This window comes from Microcystis sp. Msp_OC_L_20101000_S702 (assembly GCF_007095705.1).
In the GTDB taxonomy this organism is placed as follows: Bacteria; Cyanobacteriota; Cyanobacteriia; order Cyanobacteriales; family Microcystaceae; genus Microcystis; species Microcystis ichthyoblabe_A.
Window position 1 is genome coordinate 1 of the sequence record NZ_SFBO01000019.1, and the last position, 13,384, is coordinate 13,384.

General features: G+C 37.9%; 5 protein-coding genes and 1 pseudogene. 1 reads left to right on the top strand and 5 read right to left on the bottom strand.

Annotation, left to right across the window (positions count from 1 at the left end; genetic code table 11):
• A pseudogene (locus EWV60_RS02125) lies at positions 1–120 on the top strand (DNA polymerase III subunit beta); the annotation flags it as partial.
• A gap of 569 nt (positions 121–689) precedes the next feature.
• On the opposite strand, the gene EWV60_RS02130 reads toward EWV60_RS02125, so the two are convergent.
• The 5 genes from EWV60_RS02130 to EWV60_RS02150 form a co-directional block, all read right to left on the bottom strand.
• Positions 690–1,625, bottom strand: coding sequence for a class I SAM-dependent methyltransferase (locus EWV60_RS02130; RefSeq protein WP_287230577.1), 936 nt, complete (start codon positions 1,623–1,625; stop codon positions 690–692).
• Positions 1,626–1,701: 76 nt separating this feature from the next.
• Positions 1,702–2,715: a hydroxyacid dehydrogenase gene (locus EWV60_RS02135; protein WP_016517328.1), complete on the bottom strand. Its 1,014-nt coding sequence runs from the start codon at positions 2,713–2,715 to the stop codon at positions 1,702–1,704.
• A 38-nt stretch (positions 2,716–2,753) separates the two neighbouring features.
• Entirely contained in the window at positions 2,754–4,514 is a 1,761-nt protein-coding gene (locus tag EWV60_RS02140) for an ABC transporter ATP-binding protein/permease (RefSeq protein WP_103111558.1), read from the bottom strand.
• Positions 4,515–4,598: 84 nt separating this feature from the next.
• Positions 4,599–12,497: a type I polyketide synthase gene (locus EWV60_RS02145; RefSeq protein ID WP_287230579.1), complete on the bottom strand. Its 7,899-nt coding sequence runs from the start codon at positions 12,495–12,497 to the stop codon at positions 4,599–4,601.
• A 131-nt stretch (positions 12,498–12,628) separates the two neighbouring features.
• Positions 12,629–13,384, bottom strand: a complete 756-nt coding sequence (locus EWV60_RS02150) for an aspartate/glutamate racemase family protein (RefSeq protein WP_002793220.1) — start codon at positions 13,382–13,384, stop codon at positions 12,629–12,631.

The window sequence follows — 13,384 nt, forward strand, 5'->3', positions numbered from 1 at the left end:
GCTTTACCCAATAATGATATCCAAATGCAGTTAAATGCTAGTACCCAACCGGTTATTTTTACCCCCTTGGGAGGTTTAAAGATGACCTATTTGGTGATGCCGGTACAAATTCGTCAGTAATTCTGACTTAATTGGAACCGTGGGATCTGTTTTTAACCTATCCCATTTTTGATTGTAAGTAGCTGGTTATAATTAAATTGAAGATAGATTTTGGGTTCGATCCCCCCTTAATCCCCCCTTGATAAGGGGGGTGTCGATACCCCCTTAATCCTAGGGCTAATTCATTCTCCGAATCTAATTCTTTTTTTTGCTACCTTTAATCGCTTACGAGGTAAGTTAGGGAGCAGGGGAGTACCGGTTTTTGCTCTCATAGTAGGTTGATTCATGAATCAACCTACAAAGCACGACGTTTTGACAAATTTTCAGCTATGTATTTCCGAGAAATCGACTAAAAACGTTACCAGATAAGGAGTTGAGAGAATGACATAAGAGAGAATGAATCAGCCCTACATCTGGGAGGTGACTAGCGATTTCTAGCTTAACCTGCGTTCGGGATAACGCTATAGAAGGGACTGTTAGAAAACCTTGGCCAATTCTAGATTCTCAACTCCTTGATTAATAGGCAATCGCTAACAAGAAGTCCCCCCTATCTATGGACTGGGTTTTACATCAATCTGCTTAAACCGAACTCAGTTTAATTTAGGCTTTTCTGCCGAAAACAAAAGATAATCATCAAACGCCATAAACCAACCCCGATTTCTTGACCAAGCTTCGAGTCCTGGGTTATCTTTCTGGAGATCGATAACTAAATCATGCTTACTAATTCCTTGGCTAATCTGGGCAAAATAATGAACCATTGCCGGCCAAACATATTCACTAATAGATAAAGCTTGGATATTAACAAATCCATGCTTTTTGAGTTTTTCTACATAAGTATGTCGGTCGTATTGATTAGGAAAGGGAATACACATTTTCTTACTATTAACCCGCAGCCAGAAGTTAATTTCTCGACCCACTCTAGGCAAACAATCCGCTATAGCCAACCTTCCACCGGGCTGCAAAACTCGAAAAGCTTCTGCAAAAAAATCCTCACGAGTGTCAAAATGAAAAGCACATTCTAAAGCGGTCAACTTATCAAAAGAATTCTCATGAAAGGGGATTTGAGTAGCCGAGCCGACTTGAAGTTTTATCCTGTCCGATAACCCTGCTTTAGCTACTCTTTCTTGAGCAATTTCTACTTGTAACTCAGTTGTATTTAGACCAATAATTGAGCTAACATTGTTTTCTCTTACCCAGAGTAAATCCTGTTCAGCAAAACCGAAACCCACATCTAAAAGGTGATCTCCGGCTTTAAGTTCGGCTACTTCGGCTAATTTACGCGCTAAAGCGGCACAAGCTCCGTTATAAGTTGTTTCTTCTTTCCAATAACCAAAATTAAGCCATTGGGGAAAATTAGGATCCTGAAGATGAGGATCGCGTTTCGCTATATTAGTATACAGTTCAGAAACTTGAAACTGATCTTGCAAAAACGCCATTTCTCGAACCGGATTAAGGATAAATTGTTTGATGGTTGCCCAGCGATTACGCCATTCATCTTTGAGGGGAATTTTGCCGATGTTTTCCAAATTATTATCCTCCTAAGGATTTTGCAGAAATATTGCCATTTTTAATTAACCGAATCCCTGAGATTCTCTAGATACTTTAAAAAAGATTCCACACCTCTGGATTAATCATATAAGGAGGCTTCTCTCCCTGAAGCACTTGTAATATTTGATTCGCCGCCGAAACAGCAGCCGCTAGACTCGCTTCAGGGGTTACTCCGGCTAAATGAGGTGAGAGAATGACATTCTCAAAATTATATAAAGGATTATCTAAAGCCGGCGGTTCTGGTTCAAAGACATCGAGGGCGCATCCAGCTATCAATTTTTGATTAAGGGCGATCCCTAAATCCTTTTCACAAACGACTTTTCCCCGGGAGGTATTAATTAAAAAAGCTGTTGGTTTCATCTTTTTAAAAACTGATATATTAAACATTTCCCGCGTTTCACTTGTTAGTTCAGTATGCAAAGAAACAAAGTCCGATTCAGCCAGAAGAACATCTAAATCTTTGACCCAAGTTGCTCCTACTGTCTCCGCTTTGCTGGCTGGAACATAGGGATCATAAGCTAATACTCTCATCCCCAGTGCTAGGTTACATTTGTGAGCCACCAGAGTACCAATTCTTCCTAAACCGACAATACCAAGGGTCTTGTTTTCGAGTTGAATCGGTTGCATCTGATTGCGAATTAAATAGTTACCCTTTTTCACACAATGATCTAAAAAAGGGAGCTTTTTAGCAAGGGCTAAAATCATAGATAAGGTGTGTTCTGCTACAGCTGTAGTTGACATTCCGGGATTATTAACAACGATAACCCCCTGTTCTGTTGCTGCCATAATATCAATAGAATCTGTGCCAAATCCAGAGGTACTAATTACTTTTAAGTGTTTTGCTAATCGGATTGATGAAGCCTCTAACTTATTAGGATAACGCACAAATACGCCAGATACTTCTTGAATGGCCTCATTAATTTCCTCCAGTGTAGGGTTGGACAAAATTTCTATATTAGTAGATTCTTCAAGAAGTTTTTGCCCCGCTTCATCATACATTTTTCCGATTAAAAGAACCCTGGGTTTTTGAATATCCATAGTCAGAGTTTTTGGTGAAGTAGTAGTCATCGTAATTTTTCCTAAATTGAGGTTTAGCAATGAAACAGTTACAGAGCTTTTGAGGCTCGATAATCATCTATGGAAAGAAGTCGCCAACTAGAATCCTCTAAAAGTTCTAAGACCCATTGATGATACTTAAATAAACTTTCTCTATGTCCTACGCTAATAAAAGTTGTCTGTGCTTTTTGTAACTGCTGATATAAGGTTTGTTCGTTGTTCAAATCTAAGGCACTTGTGGCTTCATCTAAGATTACATAGCGGGGATGGGTTACTAACAATCGGGCAAAAGCAAGGCGTTGTTGTTCTCCTAAAGATAGTATATTTTCCCAAGGAACTTCCGCATCAAAGCCATGAACTTTTGTGGCTATATTTTGAAGATTAACTTGTTGTAAAACCGATTCAAGTTCTCCATCGGTCATTTCACGGGTTGTTTTAGGATAAAGTAACTGTTCTCTGAGAGTTCCTAAAATAATATAAGGACGTTGAGGTAAAAAGAGAAATTGTTCTAAGGGAGGTCGTTTTAAACAACCAGTTCCTGCATTCCATAAGCCAGCAATAGCTCTTAATAGAGAACTTTTACCTCGTCCACTCGGTCCGACAATTAATAAACCTTCGCCTGGTTCGATAGATAGGGATAAATGTTGAACAATTACCTTTTCATAATCCGGTGTTTGTAAAGTAACATCCTCAAACTTGATCTGATTTTGTTCAAGGGTTTTAATGGTACTAGCATCCTTGGTTTGTTGGCCGATTTCTTCTAAGGCCGACGAAAATTCAGATAGACGCTCAACATAACTGGAAAATCTGCCCAAAGAACCAAATTCAAGGATTAACTCAGAAAAACCATTAGCAAACATACTGCAAGCAATAATAGCCTGATTAACTTGTCCGAAATCAATTTCCCCCCGAATATAGGCTGGAGCGAAGACAACAAAGGGAAATATTTGAATAACTGAGCGATAACCTCGACTAAAAATGTCTTGATTTTTCTCCCAATCAATCTTACTGAGAGAATTTCTGACGAGATTATTAAATCGACGTTGAATGATTTTCAACTCTTGATTTTCGCCTTGAAAAAAGGCAATAGATTCAGCATGATTCCGAACATGAGTTAAAGTGTAGGTGTAATTAGCTTTGGATTCCAATTCTTCTTGACTAATCTTATCTAATTCTCGACTTAAATAAACAGCAATTAGGTTGCCGACAATTGTATAAGCCACTAAAATCAAGGCGGCTAGTCGGGAAATCGAAAAAAGAATTACTAAAAAAGTCGTCATTTCTAAGACTTTTTCTAATAAAACAGAACCAAAATTAACAGCATTTCTAGCAATGGGTTCTATTTCTTGAGCTATCCTTTGATCTGGATTATCCACATCGGATCTAAAATTAATTTTATAATAGGCGCGATCACTCAAATATTGGGTAATAACCTGCTGATTTAGCCATTCATACCAATCCAGAATAATTCTTTTTTTAACAAATTTAGAAAATGCAGTAAACAGGGTAATTAAAAGTAATCCTAAGCCATAGAATAATAAAATTGTCAGAAACTTAGAGGCATTTTTATCTTGAATAATAACATCAACCAAATAGCGATTAACGAAGCTATTAACTGCATTAGAGGCAACCAGTCCAACAATTACTAAAAGGAGGAGAAACAGCATTCCCCATGAACTTATTACCTCGGAAAATTTTCTTCCTTCTTTAGGATCAGTTGGATACCAGTAAGGACCGGCAATCAATTTCAGATTGTCAAAAAATTGATGAGAGCTTTTTACGGTTTCTTGTTGAAAAAATGTAGTTTGCATAGTTTTAATATAGGTTAACTTTTTTAAGAAATGCCTTGAATTTTTTTTAATTTCAAGCTTTCTAACTTCAAGGATTAGGATTATTTAATCTCCTAAAAAAGCCTCTAAATCAGTAAGTTCTTGTAAGATTAAATCCTCACTAATCTCCTGCTGAACTTCAGTGAAGTTAATCATCTTTTTCTCGGCTGTTTTTTGAACTTTTTCACCGAAAATGCGGTCAAGCAGATAATCAACTAAGCGTCTAATATTAGGGAAATCAAAGACTAAAGAAGTGGGTAAGAGAACTTCTAATTTTTTCTCTAAACGATTTTTCAATTCAATAGAGGATAGGGAATCAATTCCCATTTCTATCAATCCTTGTTCTGTATCTGGCATAGATTTAATCCCTAAAATAATTCTGACTTGTTTGCTAACATATTCTAACAAATATTCCCGACGTTCTCCGAAAGGCATCTCCTTTAAAAGATGCAGTACAGAGTCTGATTCTTGAACAGACTTAATGGCAACTTCTGAGAGTCCTAAATTTTTTAGAAGTGGTTTCTCACCTTTAAATTCATAGATATTTTTGAAACGAACCCAATCCACATCGGCGATTAAAACCTGTGTTTGATTAGAAGCCATAATAGCATCCATCACTCTCAAGGCCATATCTGGAGCAATTTCCCTGATCCCAATCTGTTTGAGCCAGTCCTCATAGTCTTGAGATACTATACCATGACCCGCCAATAATGCCCAATTTAAAGTCGTTGCAGGCAGCCCTTGAAGATGACGGAAATGAGCCAAAGCATCCAGCCAATGACTAACAGTATCATATAAGCCTTGTTCCTTTGCCCCCCAAATTGCACCCGCCGAAGAAAACAGCACAAAATAGTCTAATTGACTACCCAAAGATAGTTGATGTAAATTCCAAGAACCCTTAACTTTTGCCTGAAAAACTGCTTCCATATCCTGCAAAGTACAGTCTTTTAATTGAGCTTGTCGGCCTGAGATTCCGGCAAGATGGAAAATGCCACGCAGGGGATAAGCGGTTTTTTCAATTTGGGTAAATATGGCCTGCATAGCCTCAAAATTGCCAACATCTGCCGAAATAACTGCGATTGATGCTCCTTTTTCCTCTAATTTTCTAATTTTTTGTGATATTTGAGCTAATTCGGCTGCTGAATCCCACAGGAAGCGGACTGGTAATGAGCGGCGTGTCGTTAAAATGAGATGTTTTGCTCCTAAATTGACTAAATGTTCCGCCAATTCTAAGCCTAGATGTCCTATTCCTCCCGTAATTAGGTAGGTAGCCTCAGGTTGAATCTTAACAGTTTTTGTCTCTAAAGACTTCAGAGGAAGCAGACGAGCAACATAGCCTTGACCTTTGCGGAAGACCAAATGATCCTCATCGTGAGCATGAGTTAATCCTAATAGTAATGCGGTAATATTTTGATTAATGTCAACGTCGGGATCAATATCTAGCATACCTCCCCATAATTGCGGATTTTCTAGGGCAATAACACGCCCCATTGCCCAAAGAGGAGACTGAAACCCCAAAGAAGGCTGTTCTAATTCAAAGGGTTGGGCTCCCTGAGTAACAAGAAATAATTGAGGTGGATTAGGGATTTTTTGAATAGCTTTGAGAAGATTTAAAAGATAGTTACAGCGATTCAATAAAATGGATTCTGGTTGATCTTTGCCATCACTATTCAAAAGATAAATAATCCGATCTGGAGATGGATTTGACGCAAACCATTCCTCTAATTGTTGTAGTTGATTAGCATTCAAACAAGACTCAGAAGATGATATTTGTGTATTTTTCTCCCCTTGATAAATTATCCGACAGGAATCACACTTTTTAAGTAGTTGCTCTTGAATCCCTAAGGCAAAAGTATTTTGTTGGGGTTCAATATCAGTAAAAATTAGCCAGTTTTTAGCGGTGTTAGGGGAGATTTCTAAACTTTGAGCCAGAATAATACTTTGCTGAAATAAAGCAGTACCTATTTTTTGATCAGGAGAAACAAATTCCACCTGAGAAAAACCCGATTTAAGCAGCATAGATTCCCAAGTAGATGCTGTAATTATAGGATGATTTGGGCGCAAATGATAATCGCTAAAACGCCACCACCCTTGAGTGACACCAAAGATTAAATCAATCCAGGAAGATTGCTGAGTTAATTCTAACAGTAATAAATGACCGCCTGGACGTAGTAAACTTTGAATATGAGGCAAGGTTTCCTCTTGTAAATTGGCGGTAGAGTGTAAGACATTAGCTGCGATAATCAAGTCATAAGAATGACAGCAAAACCCTTGTAATTTCGGGTCTTTTTCAATATCGAGAACTTTGTATTCTAGTCCAGAAAATTCAGCCAAATTATCTCTAGCTTTCTCTAGAAAGAAGGGGGAAACATCAGTAAATGTGTAGGTAATTTGACGAGAGTTACAAGCTTTAAGAACCTGTTGGGTTGTAGCTCCAGTTCCCGCACCAATTTCGAGAATGCGGAGGGAGGCTGAGGGAGGATAACTTGAGAGTAGAAGTTCAACGGTTTTAGAGATACCCAGATTGAGAATTTTTGCCGAAGATGTATTTTTATAAAATTCGCTGGCTCCTCCTTGTCCATCTTGAGAAAATAGGATAGATAAAGGAGATATTTTTCCCGTAATAATGGCCGCTAAATTTGTGGCAACTTGTCGAAATAGATGGAGTTCTATTTGAGCATTAGGATAATGATTGATTAAATCTTCTACCGCTAAATCAGGATTAGATTGTTCAGGTTCTTTAACAATTTTCCATCGGGTATTTTGCTTTTCTAAAATGCCTACTTTCGCTAATATTTCTATAACATAATTCCAGAAATATTTATATTCTTGTTTGAGTCCAGCTTGAATAAAACTTTGATCGGGATCAAGAAAGGTATTCATTTGAAAGAGTTCTAAATCTTTCAGAGCTTTAACAACAAAGTCAGCCGCCAGTTTTTCCATTTCAGAAAAAGCGAGAGAAACTCCCATCAATTCTGAGGATTGTAATTGGGGTTCTAAGTAAACCTCTAAATCCGTTTTAAGGCTGGTCAGATTTTCTAGCTTACCGTTAGCTAAATCACAGGGAAGCCAAGCTACTTGATAAAGTAATTTGGCAAAATCAAAGTCCTCTTTTTCTTGATAATACAGTTTAATCAACTGTTGAACAATGGCAGATATTGTTGGTTTTTCATCTTCAGAATAATGACCTGTTTCTAAGATGGTTTGCATTAAAGTAGTTTTGTCCTTTTCGGATAACATTTTGACCAGATTAGATTCCTGTGGAACAGTTGCAGATGGGGTTTTTAAAGGAATCCAGTGTTGACGTTTTTGAAAGGGATAAGTAGGTAAAGCACATCGTCTAGGATGATAGTCTTGATCAAAACTAAACCAGTCTATCTTTGCACCGCGAACATAGAGTTTACCCAGACTTTCTAGTAAAACTTGCCAATCAGAAAATCCCGATCGTAAACTGGGTAGAGTTAGAGGTTCAGATGAAGATAGAGATGATTGAATAATTCCTGAGAGAATAGGTTGAGGTCCAATTTCAATAAAGGTATCACATCCAAGAGATTGTAGGAATAAAGCTCCTTGATGAAATTGTACCGTATTTAGTAAATGTTGAAGCCAATACTCAGGAGTCATAATGCTGTCATCAGCAATTTCTCCCGTTAGGTTAGAGACCAGAGAAATTTGAGGTTGACTGAAAGAAATCTCTTGAAGAATCGTTTTAAATTCTGCAACCATTGGTTCTACTAAAGGGGAGTGAAAAGCATGAGAAACTTTAAGTTTACGAACTTTAACCCCAGCATTAGTAAAATGGTTACAGAGTTTTTGAATTACGTTTTTTTCTCCAGAAATAACGGTATGCTGTTCCGCGTTAATGGCAGCAATAGCGATTTTTATTCCCTGACTTTGGCAATGCTCAATAACTGAGTTCTTATCGAGAAAAATAGCCGCCATTTCCCCTTGATTTTGGGGTAATTGCCCCATCAAGTTGCCTCGATGGCTGACCAGTTTTAAGCCACTTTCAAGATCAAAAACACCAGCAAAACAAGCAGCTGAATATTCTCCTAAACTATGGCCTAAAATAGCGGCTGGTTGAATTCCCCAAGAATGCCATAATTGAGCGAGAGCAACTTCAATCAGAAATAGTGCCGGTTGGGTATAATCGGTTTGGTTTAAGGCGTCATCTGTATCAGCAAATACGACGTTTAGTAGGGATTTACCCGTTAGTTTTTGATAGTATTTTTCCCCTGCGTCTAAAGTTTTTCTAAAGGTGGGTTGAGTCTGATAGAGTTGATGAGCCATCCCCGCATATTGAGAACCTTGCCCTGTAAATAAAAAGGCAATCTTAGACGGTCTTTTTTCATCAACTATACCATAAATAGTTGACTCATAATCGAGATGCTTAAACTGCCGTAATTGTTCAATAAAATCACTATTTTTATAGCCAGTTAAGGCTAAACGATTTGAGAAATGAACTCGGCCCGTATTGGCCGTAAATACTACATCAGATAGATCCTTTTCAGGTTGACTTTCTAAAAAGTCTATGTAGCGACTTACTAACTCTGTTAAAGCTGGTTCGGTTCGAGCGGAAAGGGTGAGCAAATGATAGGGACGTTGGCTCTGATTGTCTTGAGGAATAATGGGAGGAGCTTCTTCTAGAATAACATGGGCATTAACCCCGCCAATACCTAAGGAGTTTACCCCTGCCCGTCGGGGTAATTTTTCGGACTTGTCTTGCTTAGTAGTCCAAGAAATAGCCTCATTATTAATGTAAAAAGGAGTCTGGGAAAAATTAATTTGAGGGTTAGGATTTTGGAAATGTAATGTAGGTGGAATAATCTTATATTTGAGGGACAAAGTCGCTTTCATTAAACCAGCAATACCAGAAGCAATCTGCATATGTCCGATATTGGTTTTTACTGAACCTAAAACACATTCTCCCTCATTTGCACCCTGATAAACTTTAGCTAAAGCATCAACTTCTATGGGATCTCCAAGGGGGGTTCCTGTGCCATGAGCTTCCACAAAACTAATTGTATTAGCATCAACACCGGCAAAGGCTAGGGCTTCCGTAGCGGCAGCAATTTGACCTTCTCCACCGGGGGCAGTAAATCCTAACTTTTGACCACCATCATTATTAATAGCAGAGCCTTTAATAACTGCATAAATATGGTCATGATCGGCTAAAGCATCTGACAATCTTTTGAGCATAATTACTCCTACTCCACTGCCAAAAATAGTCCCTTTTGCTTCAGCATCAAAGGCGCGACAATGGCCATCAGGAGACATAATCAGTCCTTCTTGATATAAATAACCAATTTTTTGAGGAGAATTAATTGAAGCAGCTCCAGCTAAAGCCATATCACTTTCTCCACTGATTAGACTCTGACAAGCGAGATGAACTACAACTAATCCAGTAGAGCAAGCAGTTTGAACATTAACGCTCGGACCATGTAAGTTGAGTTTATAAGAAATTCGCGTTGTTAAATAGTCTTTGTCATTAGCTACCATTGTTTGAAACCCTCCCATTGAATCTAGTGTGAAGGGTTGTAACTCGTCATTAGTATCTAATTTACCCCGATTAGGATAACAATTATTTATCAGATATGTGTTCATACTTGCGCCCGCAAATATACCAATTGATCCTTGATAAGTATTAGGATTATAACCAGCGTTTTCTAAACATTCCCAACTACATTCAAGCAGTAAACGTTGCTGAGGATCTAGTAATTCTGCCTCTCTATCTGTATAGCCAAAAAATTCGCTGTCAAAGTATTCAACTTGCTCGAGAATTGGTCTAGCTCTAACATAATTAGGCTGATTAAATAGTTCCGAAGACACTCCCGATTCTTGTAATTCTTCTTCAGAAAAGAAAGAGATAGTTTCGATTCCATTTTTTAAATTTTCCCAGAAGGTTGTTAAATTTTTAGCCCCCGGGAATTGCCCCGCCATACCAATAATTGCAATGTCATGGGTTTCATTATGGCGACGGCTCCGATTTTCGGCACGTTGACGGCTTTTTTGTGCTATAACTTGATTAGTATTTGATTCTTCGCTTAAGAAACGGGCTAGGGTGGCAACGGTAGGATTTTTAAACATTTCAGCAAGGGATAGCTGACGGTTAAAAAGTTTTTCAAGTTCATTTTGAACTCGGATTAAGTGTATAGAATGTCCCCCTAGTTCAAAGAAGTTATCTTCTAAACCAACTGAGGTTAACTGTAAAACTTCACTCCAAACCGCCGCTATTTGCCGTTCATTTTCTGATTGAGGTAAGGTTTGATTTTTCTGACGCTCTTTTGCTAAATATTGATCTATTTCTTGGATACGGCTGCTAAATAATCCCTGTTCAAAATCCTTTTTTAATTTAGATTTTTGAACTTTGCCAATAGAGGTTTTAGGAACTAAATTTCTTTCTAAGGGAATGACATAAGCTGGAGCAATCCCGAATTTTTGTGTTACATGACTGCGAATTTTTCTAACAACTTTTATTCCCTGTTCAAATTGCTCAGATTCTGGGCTAAAAGTAATAATTAATAAATCAGTTTCTCGACTTTGATCAAAGACGGCAAAGGCGGCTGTATAAGAGACTTTAACTCCTTCTAATTCTTCGATTGTTGTTTCAAGTTCATGGGCAAAGTAATTAACACCATTAATTATAATTTCTTGTTTTTCTCTCCCAGTAATAAAGAGTTCGCCCTTAGATAAATACCCCAAATCTCCAGTAGTAAACCACCCTTCTTGAAAAACTTCCTGGTTGAGTTCATTATTATTATAATATCCTTTAGTAACAGAATTACCTTGAATTTGAAGCCTGCCAATTTCTCTTTCAGGTAAGGGATTATTTTCCTGATCGACTATCCGGATAGTTGCTCCCGGAATCGGCTTTCCTAGAGAGACAAAACTATTTTCTTCGGTGAGTTCATTTTTACTTAAACCGGCTGACCAAGTAATCCCAGAACAGGATTCAGTCATGCCAAAGGCCGGTTTAATCGCTCTCTCCTGTAGTTGATGTTTTTCAAGAATTTCTAAGAATAGGCGAATCGTTTTTACTGAAACTTGCTCGCCAGCATTTACTAAAAATTTCATTGAGGAGAGGTTATAAGAGACGTGCTTAAGTTCTTCGGCCTGTTGATTAATTAAGGAAAATGCAAAGTTAGGAGACCAAGAAATGCTTACTTGATGCTTTTGAATGAGTTCTAACCATTGCAGAGGTTGGCGTAGGACTAATTCCATGGGAACATGAATTTGATCACAAGCCAAATCTACCGCCATAATTCCTAAAAATACGATAGCTCCTACATGATCCAAGGGCATCCAATTAAGGGTAACTTCTTGTTGGGTAAAGTGGTTCATCGCCACTGTACCAGCAGTCATGGACAGAATATTATGATGAGTTAATATTACTCCCTTGGGCATACCGGTACTACCCGAAGTAAAGAGTAATAAGGCTGCATCTTGTGGGTCAAGAATCGGCAATTGTTCGATTTTAGAGGGTGCTTTTCTGAGTTCATTAACTGAGATAACTTGCCACCCTTCTAAATGAGAGTAAGTTCCTAATTTTTCAATTTCAGTAATTAGCTCACTGTCGGATAATATCAAGGGATTGTCTAAAATTTTCCAAACATTCTCTAGTTTTTTGACGGCAGAATTTTCCAGATCATAGCTAGGAGCAACGGTCAAAGGAACTGGAATAATTCCCCCTAAAAAACAAGCCCATAGTGCGGGAATAAAGTCTTGATTTTTGGCAATTTGTAGAATGACTTTATGCCCTAATTTTATTCCTTTTTGTTCCAGTCCATTTAAAATAACCAAAGCATCTTGATATAAGTCTTGATAACTCTGAAAATATTCAGTTGCGTCATTTCTGATATAAGTAATTCCATGATTATTATGTTTAGTGGCAGTTTCTAATACTTCTGACAGAGTCCGCCAATTATCTTCCAATTGTCCTCCAAAACTGATGGAATGCTTAGACATTTTTTTTACACCTCTTTATCAAAAATAGGAATAATCTTGAAAACCTGATGAACCAGTATATCGCTACCCACAAGTTAAAAGTCAGAAGTGATCAACTCAAGTTTGAATTATACCTGATAGAGGTGCGATGGTCAAGGGCTTTTTGGGTTTGAAGGCTGATGGCAGTCGGTCACTAGATCTACCTGAGCTTGTTTGATGATTAACTGAGAAAAGTTTTGAGCGATAGTACTTAAAGGATCGATCGCTTTAATGGAGTCAATTCCTTTAAGTTTGAGAGATTTTGTTAAGAGATGAAATTCGGTACACCCAGAAATATAGGAGCGACTGTTATATTTCTCTAATAATGCTTCTATATCCCTAAGAATACTTAACGGATCCTGTCCTCTTTTTAGCACTTTATAGATCATTTCATGAATCAACTTTTGATCACTTTCTGAGAGAGAAATAATCAGATCTGCGGTGGTGCAGCCTTCATGAAATAATTTTTTCTGGTAAGTCCCTGTACTAGCAAGTAAAAGGGTAGGTTTATTATATTCTTGGAGTTCTTGGTCCGCTATTTTAATTAAGGAAATAAGTTTATCCTTCAGATTTTCGGGAATCTGAGGCAGAGCATAATGAGCCGTACAACAGCCAATGACTATGCAATCAGCCAGTTTATTGAGATGTTCCAGATTGACTTGAATAAAATCAATAAATTCTCTTTCTTTTCCACTATCAATAGAACCTGTGCGATCAGGTGCAGAGGGAAGGGAAAAAACGATAACATTAGGGGCTTCTTGTTCCTTATCAATAAAAGGATTATATTCATAAATCGATTTCAGAAATTCGGCGGTAACCACTGGTCCCATACCACCTAAAACGCCAAGAATCGGTAGTTTTGTCTTCAT

Excerpts from the sequence above, each read along its gene's own strand:
- EWV60_RS02140 (WP_103111558.1), bottom strand. The coding sequence starts at position 4,514 with ATGCAAACTACATTTTTTCAACAAGAAACCGTAAAAAGCTCTCATCAA.
- EWV60_RS02150 (WP_002793220.1), bottom strand. The coding sequence starts at position 13,384 with ATGAAGACAAAACTACCGATTCTTGGCGTTTTAGGTGGTATGGGACCA.
- EWV60_RS02145 (WP_287230579.1), bottom strand. The coding sequence starts at position 12,497 with ATGTCTAAGCATTCCATCAGTTTTGGAGGACAATTGGAAGATAATTGG.
- EWV60_RS02135 (WP_016517328.1), bottom strand. The coding sequence starts at position 2,715 with ATGACTACTACTTCACCAAAAACTCTGACTATGGATATTCAAAAACCC.